Below are 15,373 nucleotides of genomic sequence, written 5' to 3' on the forward strand. Positions count from 1 at the left end.
AAACAAAAGAGCCAGCGCGGGGCTGGCTCTTGGAATGGGGTCGCGGGTTTAGCGTTTGCCGGTCTGATTGCCGACCACGCCGCCCACCGCGGCGCCGCCCACGGTGCCGATGGCGTCGCCGCCGGTGAGCACGGAACCGAGCACGGCGCCGGCGGCCGCGCCGATGGCGGTGTTTTGCTGACGCTTGGACATATTGGCGCAACCGGACAGCAGGCTGACGGCGATCAGGCTGGCGGCAATGGCTTTAACGGCGGATTTGCTGGTCATCGAAGTCATGGAAGTCTCCAAAAACATAAAGTAGGTCTTGTGTAGTTTGAGACGCTTGGAATGCCATCTGGTTCCTGTTTCTGCGCGCCTTTTCGTAACCATACGTACAGCATTCTATATGCTGTATTGATGATTTCCAGTACGCGGCGCGATATTAAGTAAACTAATTTGTTTACTTATTGCGGTGGCGAGATTAGCATGGGCCATTGTCTCATTGGTATGCATCATGAATGTTTCCCATCCCAAGCTGATTTTACTGACTGTCTGTCTGGTGGCGCTGATGAGCACGGCCGGCGTGGCCATGCCTTATCCCATTCTGGCGCCCATCTTCGTGAACTCCGCGCCGGATGCGTTCAACCACTTCCTGGGGCTGCCGCCCAAGCTGCTGTTGGGCGTGGCCCTGGCCGCCAATCCGCTGGGCATTTTGCTGGGCAGCACCTTGATTGGAGCGTTGTCGGACCGGCTGGGACGGCGGCGGGTGCTGACCGGAACCTTGTTGCTGACCTTTCTGGGCTATTTGCTGACGGCGTACGCCTTGTGGAGCCGCTGGTATCTGTTGTTCGTGCTGGCGCGTTTCGTTACCGGCCTGACCGAGGGCAATGTGGCGGTGGCGCGCGCCATCGTGGCGGATCTGCATCCGCAGTTGGACCGCGCGCGTTCCTTCGCCATTCTCAACGCGGTGCTGTACACCGGCTGGCTGGTGGGGCCGCTGATCGGCGGTTTGACCTTGCCCTTGGGCGAGGCGGTGCCTTTCCTGCTGGCGGCCGGCGCCATCCTGCTGTGCCTGGGGGTGCTGCTGGCCTTCCTGCCGGAAACCGGCGAGCGCATGCACCAGGAGCAGTCCTTGCTGCAGGTGATGCGCGGCCAGCACTCTTTTCGTCTGCTGTCGGCGGACCCTTTGCTGGCGCGGCTGTTCTGGATGCAACTGGCCTTCGCCGTCGGGGTCAACGCTTTTTACGAGTTCTACCCCTTGTGGCTGGTGGAGTACGCGCGGCTGGACAGTCGCGGCATCGCGGTGGTGACGGCGCTGATGTGCGTATTGATGACGTCGGCCAGCGTTTTGCTGGGCAAGCTTGGGCATAAACGGGCGCCGCTGGAGCTGGCGCGCATCAATGCGGCCTGGGTGGCCCTGGGCCTACTGGGTTTGAGCCTGCTGGCGGATCTGCCTTGGCCGGGCATAGGCTTGATTGTGTTGTTGGGCGTGCCGCTGGCGATTTACAACGCCATCCTGCCCAGCTGGTGTTCGGAGCGCTTCGCCAGCTTGGGGCAGGGCAGCGTGATGGGCTTGCTGACCACGATCTTCTGCGTGGCCAATGTGTTGGTGGCCTTGCTGGGCAGCGTGCTGACCATTCTGGACACCCGGCTGGTGCTGGTCCTGGGCGCTTTGACGTGCGGCCTGGCCGCCGCCTGGCTGCAAGGCGTGATCCGCGAAGCGGAGGAGGTCCGGTGACCGCGGCGATGAATAGCGCGGATCGGTTGCTGTATCTGCTGAAAACGCGAGGGCCTCAGACGGCGCAGACGCTGGCGGCGGAATTGGGACTGACCAGCATGGGCGCGCGCAAGCATTTGCTGGCGCTGGAGGAGAAGGGGCTGGCGAGGATGGAAACCCTGGCTCAGGGCGTGGGCCGGCCGGCCCAGCTCTGGCGCTTGACCGAGAGCGGCCATGGCCGTTTTCCGGACCGGCACGCGGATTTGACCTTGCAGTTGCTGGAGCAGGTGAGGGAGCTGTTTGGCGAGTCCGGCCTGGAGAGTTTGATTCAACGGCGAGAGGCGCAGTCGGAGGAGGAATACCGGCTGGCGATGTCCGGCGCGGACGGGCTGGGGGAGCGGGTGGCCGCGTTGGCGCGGATACGCAGCCAGGAGGGCTATATGGCGGAGGCGCGCCTAGACGGCGAGGGCTGGCTGTTGCTGGAAAACCATTGCCCGATCTGCGCGGCGGCGCGCCAATGTCAGGGCCTGTGCCGCTCCGAACTGGCGCTGTTCGCCCGGGTGTTGGGGCCGGGGGCGGAAGTGCGGCGGCTGGAGCACGCGCTGGACAAGGGCGGGCGGCGCTGCGTGTATCGCATCGTGCCCTTGGCGGAGTGAGGCGCCGCGGCGCTTGCTTTTTGAATTCATGGACTTGCGTGAGCTGATTGTATTTCGCAATGCGGATTTACCGGGATAGTTTTATCAGGTACATTCCGGCGTTTTTCCACGTGATTGGCGCTTGCTCCGACGCTGGGCGGCGCCTCCTCGGTGGTTGCTCTCCGTTCTGAGACAAGGCCCTTGCTCAGGACCCTCATGCATTTCACCATTTTCGACACGCCCGTGATCCGGCCTTTGTTCCGCTGCCTGTCCATCGTCATGCTCAAACTGAGCGGCTGGAAGCTGCGGGGGGAGTTTCCCAAGCTGGACAAATACGTGCTGATCGGCGCGCCGCATACCAGCAACTGGGATTTTCCGTTGACGCTGGCCGTGTGTTTCGCCGCGCGGGCCAAGATTTACTGGATGGGCAAGCACACGCTGTTCGCCGGGCCGATGGGGCCGGTGATGCGTTGGTTGGGCGGCATTCCGGTCAAGCGACATCAGAATAACTCGCTGGTGCAGCAGATGGTGGAAGTGTACCGGCGTTCGGACCGGCTGGTGGTGGCGATTCCGCCGGAGGGCACGCGCAAGACGGTGTCCGAATGGAAGACCGGCTTTTATCATATCGCCTGCGGCGCGGAGGTGCCGGTGGCTTTGGCGTATCTGGATTACAGCCGCAAGGAGGCCGGTTTCGGTCCCATATTCACGCCTAGCGGCGATATCGACGCCGATATGCCGCGTATTCGCGCCTTTTACGCCGACAAGGTGGGCAAGCGTTCGAATCGAGGCTAAGTCAGCGTTCGCGGCGTCTGTTCAAAGCCACGCTCTTGCTCGCGAGATTTTGAACAGGTTCTCAGGGCGCCGCGGCCTGGGCGGCGGCGCTGACCGGCAGAAATTGCAAGAAGGGGCCGGCGATCAGGGATTGGCCGAAGTCTATGGCGCTGCGGCGCAGTTTCTCGTCCGACAATTCCGCCAGCAGGTCCAGCCTGGCCATCATCTTGCCGAATTCCCGCTCGAAGGACAGATTGCGCACGTTGCCGATCTCATTGGACAGCAAGACCGGCGCGCCGCTGATCTGGCGGTTGTTCAGCATCCAGGCCGCCACTTCCAGATTGTGCGAGGCGTTGGCCAGCTGCTGCGCGTCCAGTCCATGCACCAAGAACAGCTCGGTGCGTCCGCCGTAGGCGTCCACCAGCATGGAGCCCATGCCGTAAATCAAGGCGCCGGCCCGGTCGCCGCCAAAACCCGGGTCGAAAGCCGCGCTCATCGCCGCGATGGAGCGCTGGCCGCTCAAGGCCGGCAGTGGGACGTTGTTGCGGATGGAGCTCATGACCTGGCGAATCGCGGCCGGGTAGTCGGCCGCGCCGGTCTTGCGCCATTCTCTGGGATTGCGCTTATACAGTTTTTCCAGCAGGGTTTGCAAGCTGGCCAGATTGTCGCGCATGGCCAGATTGGCCGTGCGGTTGGCGCTGCTCTGTCCCAGCTCGTTGCCGCGGAAGTCGTCGCCGGCGACGGGTTTCTGCACCGGGGTGTAAGCGCAGGCGCTTAGAAGTAGAGCGGCGAGCGGCAGCAAGGGCCTGAGCGACATGGGAATGGAGCTCCAGAAGTGGAATGCCCGTTGGTGTACCACGCCCGCGGCGGGCTTGGCAATGCGCGGCGCGCGTCCGCTTACGGCGTTTTGCCGGCGAACAGCGCCTTCCAGCCGTCCAGGCCCAGCTGTTTCAGCGTTTCGATATTCTTTTCATAGATGGCTTCCGCCTGCGGGAAGGCTTCCACCGCGCGGCCGATGCTGGCTTCGCGCAGCAGGTGCAAGGTCGGGTAGGGCGCGCGGTTGGTGAAGTTCTCGATATCGTTGACGCCGGTGCCTTCAAACTGGAACTTGGGGTGGAAACTGGCGACTTGCAGCTCGCCGTCCAGTCCCATGTCTTCCACGATGGCGTCGGCGATATCGAGAAAGTCGTTGAAATCCAGAAAGCGTTGCAGTGCGCGCGGGTGGATCAGCAAGGTGGTGTCGATCTCGTCCGGGCTGCTGTCGGCCAGTAGACGCAGTTCGGAGGCGAGTTCTTGCGCCAACTGATCCGGCTGGGCGGCGTCGCTGACCACGTAGCGCACCTGATTTTTCACGTAGACGCTCTTGGCGAACGGACAGAGATTGAGCCCTATCACCGCTTTTTCCAGCCAGTCGCGAGTGACGGCGATGATGTGTTCGTGATCGTCGGAGACGGACATGGGGGTTCCTTGCGTTGAAGCGTGAATGCAAAAAACCCGGCGCGAGGCCGGGTTTTCATCAAGCTGACTAATCGCGGGGATTAGATGGGCTGGATGTTGGAGGCTTGTTTGCCTTTCGGGCCGTCTACGACGTCAAAGCTAACGCGCTGGTTTTCAGCCAGGGTGCGGAAGCCTTTGGCATTGATCTGGGAGAAGTGAGCGAACACGTCGTCGCCGCCTTCATCCGGGGTGATAAAGCCAAAACCTTTGGAGTCGTTGAACCACTTAACGGTACCGGTTGCCATTTTGTTAATTCCTCAAAACGAGCAGTTGAATAAAAGGCACGAAGTTCAAGGGAAATGGCGACTGAGGTACGGACTTAATGCCACTACGACAACAACACATCCACAACTTGAGCATCCTGCGGCAGGAATAGTGCCTATAGTTCCGGGACATGGCAAGCGTTTTCTGCATGGCCGAAAGGGTTTTTATCCTGTTTTTTCAGGATACCCTGGTATTTCTGCCGGTTTTTATGGTTTGGAGTCAGGCTCCGAAGCAACCGGCTTGCTCCGCTCGGTCCAATTCCGCGCGCAACCAGTCCGCCGCCAGCGGACAGCCGTCCTCCACCTTGCCCACCGCCATGCTCAGCACTTGTTGCTTGCTGACCCCGTTTTCACGCCAACTCTGGCCGCCGGATTGCAGATTGAGCAAGATGGGCATCAAACGGTCTATCGCGCGGGCGAAGCGCGCTTCAGGAGTTTTGCGTGCCTCGAACTCTTGCCACAAGGCCAGCAGGTCCGCGGCGATGGGCTGGGGCAATAGACCCAGGATGCGGCGCATCGCGGCCAACTCTTCCGCTTCGCGTTCGGCGGCGCCGTCCGCGGCATAGACGATGGTGTCGCCGGTGTCGATCTCGCCCAGGTCGTGAATCAACAACATGCGCACGACTTTGTCGATGTCCACCGGCTCAGCGGCGAAGTCGCGCAGATTGAGAGCGAAGAGGGCGATCTGCCAGCTGTGTTCCGCCGAATTCTCGTAGCGGTTCACATAAGCGGCCTTGGTTTTGCGCAGGACCGTTTTGAGTTTGTCCACTTCAATAATGAAGGCGATGTGCTGTTGCAGCGTTTGCAGTTGGTTTTGCATGGGAATATAAGGCGGATAGGCGGGCGATGCGCCGAGGGCGCAAATTATGCGCGGCGCGTGGTGGTTTGGAAAGGGCGCTGTCGCACGCTTTGCCGCATGCTGCATATACTGAAATGAAGGGGCATTGAAAATGGGAGAGGGCATGGGCAAGCAGGAGCTGACGCTGGAGATCGTGGAGCCTGAGGCGTTTCACGATTTCATGGAAGTGATGAGCGATTACGCGCCGCAGGTTGAGCATCTAGTTTGCCAACTGGGTTTCGGCGACACCGACGCCGCGCAGATCGATCAGCTGTTTCGTTTGCTGCACAGCATCAAGGGCGACGCCAGCATGTGCCAGGTGCGCTTTGTGGTGCCTTTCGTCCATTCGCTGGAAAGCCTGCTGGAGAGGCTGCGCAGCGGCGAAGTGAGCTATGAGGATTCGATAGGCGACGTCATGCTGCTGGTGATGGACCGTTTGGGCCTGGCGCTGGACGCCCTGGAAAACCACGAATTGCTGGACGACCTGCAACTGCCCCTGCTGATGCGGGCGTTGAGTCAGGTGGCGGAGTGCCCGGTTGGCGAGTTGTTGCAGCGTTGTCAGCAACTGGTGGAGCAGATCACCGGCATTCCCTTGCATGTGATCGAGTCGGAAACGCCGGCGGACGCCGCCGCGCAGCTCAGCCAGGGCGATTTGGCGTTTTTTCGGATATTGGCTCTGCAGTTCGAACAGCGCTTGCCGCAGTTCCAGGGCCGTACCGAGCGCAATCTGGAACTGGCGCTGGAGGCCAGCCGCCAGGCGCCGGGGATGGTGGACGATAGGCAGCTGGAGGCGGCGGTGTATATGCACGATATCGGCATGATGCTGTTGCCGGAGTCGTTCTGGCTGAAAGTGGGGCGGATGAGCGAGTCCGAGCGCCGCCAGATGGCGGAACACCCGGGTTGGGCGGCGGGCCTGCTGGAGCGGATGCCGGCCTGGGCCGATGCGGCGCGCATCGTGGCCCAGCATCACGAGATGCCCGACGGCAAGGGCTATCCGCATGGCCTGCACGGCGAGGAAATTTGCAGCGGCGCGCTTATTCTGGCTCTGGTTGACGCGTTCGAGGCGGTGACTTTGAAGCACTCGCATCGCGGTTTGCGTCATTCGATGATGCGCGCCATCGCCGAGATCAACGCCTCGGAGCGTCAGTTCGATCCCTTTTGGCTGGCGCGCTTCAATCAGGTGATCCGCATGCGGTTGGCGGCTTGCGCCAAACGGCCGCCGGGAGATTAGTTGGTGTCAGACGCCGTGTTGTTTGAACCATTGCAGCATGCGCCGCCAGCCGTCGTTGGCGGCGGAGGCATTGTAAGTCGGACGATAGTCGGCGTTGAAGCCGTGGTCGGCCTCAGGGTAAACCACGATTTCGGAGGGTTGGCCGGCGGCGCGCAGCGCGGCCTTCATCTTGTCCACCGACTCCAGAGGAATACCTTTGTCCAGCCCGCCGTAAAGCCCGAGTACCGGCGCATGCAACTGCGCGACAATGTCCAGCGGCTGGCGCGGTGTATTGGCGCCGGTCTCTCCTTGCAGCCGCCCGTACCAGGCGGCGCCGGCTTTGAGCGCGGGATTATGCGCAGCGTACAGCCATACTTGGCGTCCGCCCCAGCAAAAGCCGGTGATGGCCGCGCGCTTGACGTCGCCGCCGTGGCCGCCGGCCCAGGCCAGCGTGGCGTCCAGATCTGCCATCACCTGCTTGTCCGGCACCTTGCTGACCAGGCCGCTGACCAGTTCGCCGATGCTGGCGACCTTGCTGGGGTCGCCCTGGCGGAAATACAGTTCGGGTGCTACCGCCAGATAGCCGGCCTTGGCCAGCCGGCGGCACAGATCGCGGATATGTTCGTGCACGCCGAAGATTTCCTGAACCACCAGCACTACCGGCAAGGGGCCGGCGGCGGCGGAAGGCTTGGCTGCGTAGCCGGGCATGACGGCCGGCCCGGTCGGAATTTCCACCGCGCCGGCGCTGAGGCCATCGCCGTCGGTGAGAATGGCGCTGGCGGCGATGGGCTGTACCGCCAGGGCGAAGCCCACGCCCACGGCGCTGTTCAAGAAGTCCCTGCGCGAAGCGTCGACGCGTCGATTGCTTGTCATAACGGCATTCTCCAACAAGGTGATTGGATAGAAGCAACTAGATTAATGTCATTGACATTGCCTGGCAAGCCGGCGCGAGAGCGGGTCCTCGGGGGCTTCCTTAGGCCGATGGAATGCGGCATTATTCACAGCCATTGAAGCATGACTTAACGAAACGTAAATAGATTATGCCGGACTCCTTCAAAGTGAAGCTGCCTACCAGCTTCTTGCGCATCGGCCAGCAACTGCCGGTTGACGTGTACGCCAAAAACGGCCTGCTGCTGCTGAAAAAAGGTCATTACGTGCTGACGCCGGAGCAGCGCGAGCGGCTGGTGACGCTGGCGCACGGCAACAGCGAGGAGGTGGCGGCGCGCTTGGAGCGCGAACAGCTGGAGCGCGCGGCGCAGCGTGAAAAAGAGGCCGCGGCGCAGGTGCAGCCCAATCCCATCATGGAGTTGGGCTTCCAGACCCGCCGCGCCGAGGGCCTGCTATTGCACGGCTTGGCGGTGCCGGGCCTGGCCGGGAGGCTGGCGGACATGGCGGACGCGTTGATCCGGCTGGCTTGCAAGCAGCCGGACGGGGTGTTGGCCAGCGTGCTGCTGACGCCCTATCGCGACATCGGCAGCGCCCATAGCGTGCATGTGGCGGCGATCATGGCGGTGCTGGGCCGGCGGCTGGGCATGGAGGAGGCGCGCTTGCAAGCGGTAGTGGGCGCGGCCTTGAGCATGAATGTGGCGATCACCGGCTTGTTGAATCAACTATCGCGGCAGCAAACGCCGCCGGACGCCGCGCAGCGCGATGATCTCTACGCCCATCCCATTGTCGGTTCCGCCATTTTGCGCGAGGCCGGCGTGGTGGACGAACATTGGCATCTATTGGTGCAGACCCACCAGGAGCAACGCGGCGGCGACGGCTACCCGCAAGGGCTGCGCGGCGAGGACATCCACCCGGACGCGGCCCTGCTGCACATGGTGGATGTGTTGTGTTCCTGTATACATCAGCCGCAGCCGGCGCTGCCGGCTTTGGTGATTGGCAGCCTGTATCGCGGTGAGCTGGGCGATTTCGATCCGCAGCACGCGGCCTTGTTGATCAAGGAGCTGGGCGTGTACCCGCCCGGCAGTTTCGTCAAGCTGGCCAGCAACGAGATCGGCGTGGTGACCCACCGCAGCGACAAGGCCAACGCGCCGCGCGTGGCGGCTTTGCGCAAGCTGGACGGCGCGCCCTACGCCGACGCGTTGCTGCGCGATACCCGGCAGAACGCTTACCGGGTGCTGGAGGCGGCGCCGTTGTCGGCAGCGGTGGTGAAGCCGGCTTATCTGTCCAAGCTGTGGCAGAAGTGAGCGGGCTCAGGGTCGAGCCTCGCCCAGCGGTCGCAGTTGAATGCCGGATACCTCCTTGATTTTCCAGATGCGACGGATGTGCGCGAGATCGCGTTCGGACTCGTCGCGTAGCCGCGCTTCCGGCAAAAAACTCATTTCCACATCCACATTGCCCAAATAGACCGCCTCGCCGCGCTTCACTTCGAACGGCGCGGCCAGGCGGAAGCCGCGCATTTTGCGGCTGACGCCCCAGGCCCCGTCCTCCAGCCAGTTGGCCCAGACTTGCTCTACCCGATACTGGCCCGGCTCCAGCGTGAACAGCATCAATTTGCCCTCCGCCATGGATTTGCCCTGCTCGCCGAACACGGTGTCGGTCAGCAGGCTGGCGCTGTCGGCGGCCACGACGCGGCCGGAGGCGTTGGCGATATCCAGGCCCAGCGTCGCGCTGTCCGGGTTGGCGGATGTGCCGGTCAGGGACAGAATGGCGTAGCCGCGCTCGGCCGGCGGCTCCAGCGAGCCGTGCAGACGCTCGGCTATGCCGGCGCAAGCGGAGAGCAGCAAAGAGCAGAAGGTGAGGGCGAGGGCTAAGATTCGTGTCGGCATGGTTCTTCCTATCGTCCGCCGGAAGCGGCGGTTTGACTTGAATTGTCCGCTGTTTGCGCTTGCGGCTTCAAGCCAAGCACCAAGAGCGCGCTGAGCAGCAGCGAACCGCTGAGCCAGAAGTAAGCCAGTGTGTGGCTGCCGGTGGCGGCCTCGATCAAGCCCAGCGCATAGGGGCCGATGAAACCGCCGACATTGCCCACGGAATTGATCAAACCGATGGCGCCCGCCGCCAGCGTGCCGGTCAGAAACGTGGTGGGGATGGACCACCACACGCCCATCGGGCTGTAGACGCCGATGGCGACGACGGTGACGGAGAGCAGCGCCACGGCGATATTGTCGCTCAGCGCGCCGATCAGGAAGCCGGCGGCGGCGAGCAAGAGGGGCAGCGCCACATGCCAGCGCTTTTCCCCGCGGCGGGACGAGGAATGGCCCAGCCACAGCATGGCGGCCAGGGCCGCCAGCATGGGCACGGCGGAGGCGAGGCCGATGGCCAGCGGCGACCAGCCTGAGGCGTTCTTGATCACCGTGGGCATCCAGAAACTGAAGCCCCAGAAACCGGTAATCCATAGAAAATAGATCAGGCACAGCCGCAGCACCGCCGGCTGCGCCAGCGCCTGGCGCAGCGTGGCCGGTTGTTGTTGGCGCGTGACGGCTATCTCCGCCCGCAGGGCGTTGATCAGATAGCGTTTTTCCTCTGTGTTCAGCCAGGCGGCCTGGGCCGGATCGTCCCGTAGCCACAGCAGTATGGCGAAGCCGTAAAGCACAGTGACGCCGCCTTCCAGCAGGAACAGGCTTTGCCAGCCCTTGAGGCCGAAGGGTTGCAAGCCCACCATCCAGCCGGCCAGCGGCGCGCCGACGATGGCGGAGACCAGCAGCGAACACAGGGTGATGGAAATGGCGCGGGAGCGGGTTTCCGCGACGAACCAGCGCGGGATCACCGAGGCGTAGATCACCGGGTAGAAGCTGGCTTCGCACACGCCCAGCATAAAGCGCAGCAGATAGAACTGCCATTCGTTCTGCACCAGGCCCAGCAGCATGCTGACCGCTCCCCAGGAAAACAGGATGCGCGCGATCCAGCGACTGGGGCTCCAGCGCTCGGCCAGAATCGCTCCGGGCACTTCGAACAGCACGTAGCCGGCGAAGAAAATGCCGGCGGCAAGGCCGTAGACCTTGGCGTCGAAGCCGAGGTCGGCGTTCATAGTCAAGGCCGCGTAGCTGACGTTGACCCGATCCAGAAAGGCCAGCATGGAGGCGATGAACAGCGGGGCGAGGATGCGCAGATAGGTTTTGCGCAGAACGGAGGTCTTGACGGAGTCTGGGCTCATGCGGCGCTCTCGCTTAATGGGTGAATGCCGTCAAGATGCGCAGAAAGCGCCGCGCAGTCAATCCAGATGCGGTTCGAAGAACCCCAGCAAGCGGGAGGGCAGCCAGTCCAGCGTGCCGGGGAAGGCGCCGGAAGCGAAGCCGACATGGCCTCCGTGGCGGGGAAATTCCAAGGTGACGCTGGCGGCTACATCGGTTTGACGCGGCAGCGCCTGCTCCGGCAGGAAGGGGTCGTTGCGCGCGTTCAGCACCAGGGTGGGGAGCGCGATCTGGCCCAGCCGCGGTTTGGCGCTGGCGCTGCGCCAGTAATTGAGCGCGGTGCCGAAGCCGTGGATGGGCGCGGTGACCAGGTCGTCGAACTCGATGAAGGTGCGCGCGCGGCTAAGTTTGCCCTCGTCGAACAGACCGGGATGGCGTTGCAGCGATTCCAAGGCCTTGGGCTTGAGCGTGCCCATGAACATGCGGGTGTAAAGCAGTTTGCCCAGACCCCGGTCCAGTCGGGTGCTGGCCGCCACCAGGTCCAGCGGCGCGGACACCGCCGCTGCCGCGCGCGGCAGCGCCAGCGCGCCTTCGTCCGCCAGGTAGTTGAGCAGCATGCTGCCGCCAAGTGATACCGCGGCGGCGGCCAAGATCGGGAAGCGTTGAGCCAGCCGGCTCAGAATCCAGCGCACCTCGGCGCCGTCGCCGGCGTGATAGGCGCGCGGCAAGGGATTGTCCACGCCGCCGCAGCCGCGAAAATGCGGCACTACGCCATGCCAACCGCGCCGCTGCACCGCCAGCATGAGCGCGCGCGCGTAGTGGCTGTCGCTGCTGCCTTCCAGTCCGTGAAATAGCACCACCAGCGGCGCGCCGGGCCGCCCGGCGACAAAATCCAGCGCGATGCGGGCGCCGTCCGGCGTGTCCCATAGTTCGCGGCGGTAGTCGGGGCGCGGGGTCTTGATCGCCAGCGCCGGCCAGATGGTTTGGGCGTGGCCGCCGCGCAGCCAGGTGGGAGACTGGTAAGCCATGGCTCAGTCCGGCTTTTTCTGAGCCGATTTGGGGCGGAAGGCTTTGACTACCGCTTCATGGGTTTCGATATAGGGGCCGTCCAGCAAATCTATGCAATAGGGCACGGCGGCGAAGATGCCGGGCACTTCCACCTGGCCGTCGGCGTCGCGCAGGCCCTCCAGCGTTTCCTTGATCGCCTTGGGCTGGCCGGGCAGGTTGAGGATCAGCGCCTGCTTGCGGATCACGCCCACCTGGCGCGACAGGATGGCGGTGGGCACGAAGCGCAGGCTGATCTGGCGCATCTGCTCGCCGAAGCCGGGCATCTCGCGGTCCGCCACCGCCAACGTGGCCTCGGGGGTGACGTCGCGGGCGGCCGGGCCGGTGCCGCCGGTGGTCAGCACCAGCTGGCAGCCTTCCTCGTCCACCAGCGCCTTGAGCGCGGCTTCGATTTGCGGCTGTTCGTCCGGGATCAGGCGGGCGACGACGACAAAGGGGCTGGCCAGCGCGGCGGCCAGCCAGTCCCGCAGCGCCGGAATGCCCTTGTCTTCGTACACGCCGCTGCTGGCGCGGTCGGAGATCGAGACCAGGCCTACTTTCAGCATTACTCGTCGTCCTCTTGGTCCTGCTGATGCAGGCGCGGCTTGCCCGGTTCCGGGATCACGTCCTTGACGGCCTGATAGAGCAGGCGGAAGGACTTGGGCGGTTTGTTGTCCTGTTTTTCCTTGCGCGCGTTGCGGATCAGCGTACGCAGTTGCTGCGGATCTGCGGCGGGGAAGTCGGTGACGAAGTTGGCCAGCATCTTGTCGTCTTCCATCAATCGTTCGCGCCAGCGTTCCAGCAGGTGCTGCCAGGCGATGTGCTCGGACGATTCGCCTTTGAGAATTTGCAGGTATTGTTGGATCGGTTCCGGGTCCACATCGCGCATCAGCTTGCCGATGTATTGCAGCTGGCGGCGCAGCGCGCCGTGCGCGGTAAAGCGTTTATAGTCCAGAATAGCGGTGAGGAGGTCTTCCGGCAGCTGCATTTTCTTCAGCGTGTCCTTGGACAGCTCCACCAGTTCGCGGCCCAGGTCTTGCAGCGCATCCATGTCGCGCTTGCGCTGGGATTTGCTGACGTAGCCGTCGTCCGGGCTGTCGTTCTGGTAATGGGTCATCGTTGGCAATTCTCAATCGGTTTTCTCAAGGCTGGTATGATACCGGAAAAGGCCTCCGGCCGTTTCGACCATTGCGAAAGACACTATGGCAGACAAGACATTCAGTTTCAGCCAGGCCGCGCTGGAGGACATCGCCTCCCGCGTCATCGAACTGGCCAAGGCCGAAGGCGCCAGCGCCGCCGAGGCCGACGTTTCCGAAGGACTGGGCCAGACCGTGAGCGTGCGCCTGTCCGAGGTGGAAACCATCGAGTACAACCAGGACAAGGGCGTGGGCGTGACCGTCTACCTGGGGCAGAAGAAGGGCCACGCCAGCACCTCCGATTTTTCCGAAGAAGCGCTGGCGGACACGGTGCGCGCGGCGCGGGATATCGCGCGTTACACCGCCGAGGACCCTTGCGCCGGCCTGGCCGATTCCCAGCTGATGGCCACTGAGTTTCCCGATCTCAGCTTGTACCACCCGTGGGCGCTGCCGGTGGAGGAAGCCATCGAACTGGCCAAGTCCTGCGAGGCCGCGGCGCTGGCGGCCGATCCGCGCATCCGCAATTCCGAGGGCGGCACCGCCTCGTCGCAGTCCAGCCACTTCGCTTACGCCAACAGCCACGGATTCATCGCCGGCTACGCCAGCAGCCGTCACAGTATTTCCGCTGCGGTGGTGGCCGAGGACGGCGGCGCGATGCAGCGCGATTACTGGTATTCGTCGGCGCGCCGGCGTGAGGATCTGGACGCGCCGGAAGCCATCGGCGCCAAGGCCGGCCAGCGAGCGGCGCGGCGACTGGGCGCGCGCAAGGTGAAGACCGGGCAGTATCCGGTGGTGTTCGAGGCGCCGATAGCCGCCTCGCTGCTCAGCCACTTGGTGGCCGCCATCAGCGGCGGCAGCCTGTACCGCAAATCGTCCTTCCTATTGGATTCGCTGGGCAAGCCGGTGATGTCGGCCAATGTCACCATAGACGAAGACCCCTTCTTGCTGCGCGGCATGGCCAGCGGCGCCTTCGACAACGAGGGCGTGGCCACGGTGGCGCGCCGGCTGGTGGACAAGGGGGTGTTGCAGGGTTATATGCTGGGCAGTTACTCTGCGCGCAAACTGGGCATGCAGACCACCGGCAACGCCGGAGGCGCGCATAATCTGGTCGTGCATTCCACCGGCGAAAGCCTGGAGGAACTGCTGCGAACCATGGGCACCGGCCTGCTGGTGACCGAGCTGCTGGGCCAGGGCGTCAACACCGTGACCGGCGATTACTCGCGCGGCGCGGCCGGCTTCTGGGTGGAGCGCGGCGTGATCGTGCACCCGGTGGAGGAAATCACCATCGCGGGCAATCTGCGCGAGATGTTCATGCAGATAGACGCGGTGGGCAACGACGTGCTGGAGCGCGGCGGCCGGCAGATGGGCTCGGTGCTGTTGCGCAGCATGATGGTGGCCGGCGAGGCCTGAGAACCTGTTCAATGTCTGCTGCGCATCGGCGATACTGCGTTAAAAACCGCTTCGAAATGCTCATGTACCGTATGTACATTCCGCTTTCTCAGCGGTTTTCGCCTTGTCTCGCTCTTGCTCGCGAGACTTTGAACAGGCTCTGAGGCCGGCGATGGCGGATCTGTTCGCGCCGGAAGAGGGCGGCTGGCTGGAGCGCCTATCGCCCGGCGCCGCCTTATTGCATCGCCGCGCCTGCGAGATCGACGCCGTCTTGCTGGCGGAAGTGGAAGCGGTGCTACGGCAAGCGCCGCCGCGCGGCATGCAGACGCCGGGCGGACGGGCGATGTCGGTAGCCACTTCCAGCTGCGGCGCTTGCGGCTGGGTGTCCGACGCGCGCGGCTACCGCTACGCCGAGCGTGACCCCGGCAGCGGCCAGCCTTGGCCGGCGATGCCGGCCTTGTTGCGCGCCCTGGCCGAGGAGGCCGCCGCCGAGGCCGGCTTCCCCGGCTTCGAGCCGGACGCCTGCCTGATCAATTGCTATGCGCCGGGCGCCAAGATGTCCTTGCATCAGGATAAGGACGAGCGCGACTTCGGCGCGCCCATCGTGTCCGTGTCGTTGGGCTTGCCGGCGATCTTCCTGTTTGGCGGCCTTAGCCGCGCCGAGCGTCCCGGCCGCGTAGAGCTGGCTCATGGCGACGTGTTGGTGTGGGGCGGGCCGGACCGAATGCGTTTCCACGGGGTGTTGCCGGTGGCGGACGGGATGCACCCGTTGCTGGGGCGGCGCCGCATCAATCTGACTTTTCGCAAGGCGCGCTGAT

18 protein-coding genes are annotated in these 15,373 nt (G+C 63.8%); 7 read left to right on the forward strand and 11 right to left on the reverse strand.

All coding sequences use genetic code 11. The features are described 5' to 3' along the window. Nucleotides 1-48: 48 nt before the first annotated feature. Entirely contained in the window at nucleotides 49-276 is a 228-nt protein-coding gene (locus HA052_RS14355) for a YMGG-like glycine zipper-containing protein (RefSeq protein ID WP_081545093.1), read from the reverse strand. A 217-nt stretch (nucleotides 277-493) separates the two neighbouring features. Here HA052_RS14355 and HA052_RS14360 point away from each other — a divergent pair, with 217 nt between their 5' ends. The 3 genes from HA052_RS14360 to HA052_RS14370 all read left to right on the forward strand — a co-directional run bounded on the left by HA052_RS14360 (nucleotide 494) and on the right by HA052_RS14370 (nucleotide 3,123). Next, entirely contained in the window at nucleotides 494-1,717 is a 1,224-nt protein-coding gene (locus tag HA052_RS14360) for an MFS transporter (protein ID WP_166452397.1), read from the forward strand. A gap of 8 nt (nucleotides 1,718-1,725) precedes the next feature. Further along, nucleotides 1,726-2,352: a helix-turn-helix transcriptional regulator gene (locus tag HA052_RS14365; protein WP_166452398.1), complete on the forward strand. Its 627-nt coding sequence runs from the start codon at nucleotides 1,726-1,728 to the stop codon at nucleotides 2,350-2,352. Between the two features lie 195 nt (nucleotides 2,353-2,547). Further along, nucleotides 2,548-3,123 carry a lysophospholipid acyltransferase family protein gene (locus tag HA052_RS14370; RefSeq protein WP_081545095.1) on the forward strand — a complete coding sequence of 192 codons (576 nt, stop codon included), beginning with the start codon at nucleotides 2,548-2,550 and terminating at the stop codon, nucleotides 3,121-3,123. 61 nt (nucleotides 3,124-3,184) lie between these two features. Here HA052_RS14370 and HA052_RS14375 read toward each other — a convergent pair whose 3' ends face one another. From HA052_RS14375 to HA052_RS14390, 4 genes are all read right to left on the reverse strand, one after another. Continuing rightward, nucleotides 3,185-3,919 carry a hypothetical protein gene (locus HA052_RS14375; protein WP_166452399.1) on the reverse strand — a complete coding sequence of 245 codons (735 nt, stop codon included), beginning with the start codon at nucleotides 3,917-3,919 and terminating at the stop codon, nucleotides 3,185-3,187. An 80-nt stretch (nucleotides 3,920-3,999) separates the two neighbouring features. Further along, nucleotides 4,000-4,560 (reverse strand): DUF1415 domain-containing protein, encoded by a 561-nt coding sequence (locus tag HA052_RS14380; protein WP_081545097.1) that lies wholly within the window; start codon nucleotides 4,558-4,560, stop codon nucleotides 4,000-4,002. 80 nt (nucleotides 4,561-4,640) lie between these two features. Beyond that, nucleotides 4,641-4,844 carry a cold-shock protein gene (locus HA052_RS14385; RefSeq protein WP_019101682.1) on the reverse strand — a complete coding sequence of 68 codons (204 nt, stop codon included), beginning with the start codon at nucleotides 4,842-4,844 and terminating at the stop codon, nucleotides 4,641-4,643. A gap of 238 nt (nucleotides 4,845-5,082) precedes the next feature. Beyond that, nucleotides 5,083-5,682, reverse strand: coding sequence for an HD domain-containing protein (locus tag HA052_RS14390; RefSeq protein ID WP_166452400.1), 600 nt, complete (start codon nucleotides 5,680-5,682; stop codon nucleotides 5,083-5,085). A gap of 142 nt (nucleotides 5,683-5,824) precedes the next feature. Here HA052_RS14390 and HA052_RS14395 point away from each other — a divergent pair, with 142 nt between their 5' ends. Next, a complete protein-coding gene (locus tag HA052_RS14395; RefSeq protein WP_166452401.1) occupies nucleotides 5,825-6,931 on the forward strand; it encodes an HD domain-containing phosphohydrolase in 1,107 nt (368 codons plus the stop codon). 6 nt (nucleotides 6,932-6,937) lie between these two features. Here the strand turns inward: HA052_RS14395 and HA052_RS14400 are convergent, their stop codons facing one another. Next, complete coding sequence (locus tag HA052_RS14400) at nucleotides 6,938-7,783, reverse strand: dienelactone hydrolase family protein (protein ID WP_081545100.1); 846 nt, start codon at nucleotides 7,781-7,783, stop codon at nucleotides 6,938-6,940. A gap of 167 nt (nucleotides 7,784-7,950) precedes the next feature. On the opposite strand from HA052_RS14400, the gene HA052_RS14405 reads away from it, so the two are divergent. Then, nucleotides 7,951-9,102, forward strand: a complete 1,152-nt coding sequence (locus HA052_RS14405; RefSeq protein WP_166452402.1) for an HD-GYP domain-containing protein — start codon at nucleotides 7,951-7,953, stop codon at nucleotides 9,100-9,102. Between the two features lie 6 nt (nucleotides 9,103-9,108). Here HA052_RS14405 and HA052_RS14410 read toward each other — a convergent pair whose 3' ends face one another. From HA052_RS14410 to yjgA, 5 genes are read right to left on the reverse strand one after another with little or no spacing between them, the layout of a single operon-like run. After that, entirely contained in the window at nucleotides 9,109-9,684 is a 576-nt protein-coding gene (locus HA052_RS14410) for a hypothetical protein (protein WP_166452403.1), read from the reverse strand. 8 nt (nucleotides 9,685-9,692) lie between these two features. Continuing rightward, nucleotides 9,693-11,009, reverse strand: coding sequence for an MFS transporter (locus HA052_RS14415; RefSeq protein ID WP_081545103.1), 1,317 nt, complete (start codon nucleotides 11,007-11,009; stop codon nucleotides 9,693-9,695). A 57-nt stretch (nucleotides 11,010-11,066) separates the two neighbouring features. Beyond that, nucleotides 11,067-12,014: a YheT family hydrolase gene (locus tag HA052_RS14420; protein WP_166452404.1), complete on the reverse strand. Its 948-nt coding sequence runs from the start codon at nucleotides 12,012-12,014 to the stop codon at nucleotides 11,067-11,069. Between the two features lie 3 nt (nucleotides 12,015-12,017). Further along, nucleotides 12,018-12,596: a molybdopterin adenylyltransferase gene (mog, locus tag HA052_RS14425; protein ID WP_081545105.1), complete on the reverse strand. Its 579-nt coding sequence runs from the start codon at nucleotides 12,594-12,596 to the stop codon at nucleotides 12,018-12,020. Then, nucleotides 12,596-13,147 (reverse strand): ribosome biogenesis factor YjgA, encoded by a 552-nt coding sequence (gene yjgA, locus HA052_RS14430; protein WP_081545106.1) that lies wholly within the window; start codon nucleotides 13,145-13,147, stop codon nucleotides 12,596-12,598. Before yjgA ends, mog begins: the two co-directional genes overlap by 1 nt. Nucleotides 13,148-13,232: 85 nt before the next feature. On the opposite strand from yjgA, the gene pmbA reads away from it, so the two are divergent. Together pmbA and alkB are read left to right on the forward strand one after the other, a co-directional pair. Further along, complete coding sequence (gene pmbA / locus HA052_RS14435; protein WP_081545107.1) at nucleotides 13,233-14,576, forward strand: metalloprotease PmbA; 1,344 nt, start codon at nucleotides 13,233-13,235, stop codon at nucleotides 14,574-14,576. Between the two features lie 151 nt (nucleotides 14,577-14,727). Then, nucleotides 14,728-15,372: a DNA oxidative demethylase AlkB gene (gene alkB, locus HA052_RS14440; protein WP_166452405.1), complete on the forward strand. Its 645-nt coding sequence runs from the start codon at nucleotides 14,728-14,730 to the stop codon at nucleotides 15,370-15,372. Nucleotide 15,373 lies beyond the last annotated feature (1 nt).

It is taken from the genome of Chromobacterium fluminis (assembly GCF_011602385.1).
GTDB lineage: Bacteria > Pseudomonadota > Gammaproteobacteria > Burkholderiales > Chromobacteriaceae > Chromobacterium > Chromobacterium fluminis.

Bases quoted from the DNA above. Each gene is read 5' to 3' on its own strand.
- HA052_RS14355 (WP_081545093.1), bottom strand. From the start codon at position 276: ATGACTTCGATGACCAGCAAATCCGCCGTTAAAGCCATTGCCGCCAGC.
- HA052_RS14360 (WP_166452397.1), top strand. From the start codon at position 494: ATGAATGTTTCCCATCCCAAGCTGATTTTACTGACTGTCTGTCTGGTG.
- HA052_RS14365 (WP_166452398.1), top strand. From the start codon at position 1,726: ATGAATAGCGCGGATCGGTTGCTGTATCTGCTGAAAACGCGAGGGCCT.
- HA052_RS14370 (WP_081545095.1), top strand. From the start codon at position 2,548: ATGCATTTCACCATTTTCGACACGCCCGTGATCCGGCCTTTGTTCCGC.
- HA052_RS14375 (WP_166452399.1), bottom strand. From the start codon at position 3,919: ATGTCGCTCAGGCCCTTGCTGCCGCTCGCCGCTCTACTTCTAAGCGCC.
- HA052_RS14380 (WP_081545097.1), bottom strand. From the start codon at position 4,560: ATGTCCGTCTCCGACGATCACGAACACATCATCGCCGTCACTCGCGAC.
- HA052_RS14385 (WP_019101682.1), bottom strand. From the start codon at position 4,844: ATGGCAACCGGTACCGTTAAGTGGTTCAACGACTCCAAAGGTTTTGGC.
- HA052_RS14390 (WP_166452400.1), bottom strand. From the start codon at position 5,682: ATGCAAAACCAACTGCAAACGCTGCAACAGCACATCGCCTTCATTATT.
- HA052_RS14395 (WP_166452401.1), top strand. From the start codon at position 5,825: ATGGGCAAGCAGGAGCTGACGCTGGAGATCGTGGAGCCTGAGGCGTTT.
- HA052_RS14400 (WP_081545100.1), bottom strand. From the start codon at position 7,783: ATGACAAGCAATCGACGCGTCGACGCTTCGCGCAGGGACTTCTTGAAC.
- HA052_RS14405 (WP_166452402.1), top strand. From the start codon at position 7,951: ATGCCGGACTCCTTCAAAGTGAAGCTGCCTACCAGCTTCTTGCGCATC.
- HA052_RS14410 (WP_166452403.1), bottom strand. From the start codon at position 9,684: ATGCCGACACGAATCTTAGCCCTCGCCCTCACCTTCTGCTCTTTGCTG.
- HA052_RS14415 (WP_081545103.1), bottom strand. From the start codon at position 11,009: ATGAGCCCAGACTCCGTCAAGACCTCCGTTCTGCGCAAAACCTATCTG.
- HA052_RS14420 (WP_166452404.1), bottom strand. From the start codon at position 12,014: ATGGCTTACCAGTCTCCCACCTGGCTGCGCGGCGGCCACGCCCAAACC.
- mog (WP_081545105.1), bottom strand. From the start codon at position 12,596: ATGCTGAAAGTAGGCCTGGTCTCGATCTCCGACCGCGCCAGCAGCGGC.
- yjgA (WP_081545106.1), bottom strand. From the start codon at position 13,147: ATGACCCATTACCAGAACGACAGCCCGGACGACGGCTACGTCAGCAAA.
- pmbA (WP_081545107.1), top strand. From the start codon at position 13,233: ATGGCAGACAAGACATTCAGTTTCAGCCAGGCCGCGCTGGAGGACATC.
- alkB (WP_166452405.1), top strand. From the start codon at position 14,728: ATGGCGGATCTGTTCGCGCCGGAAGAGGGCGGCTGGCTGGAGCGCCTA.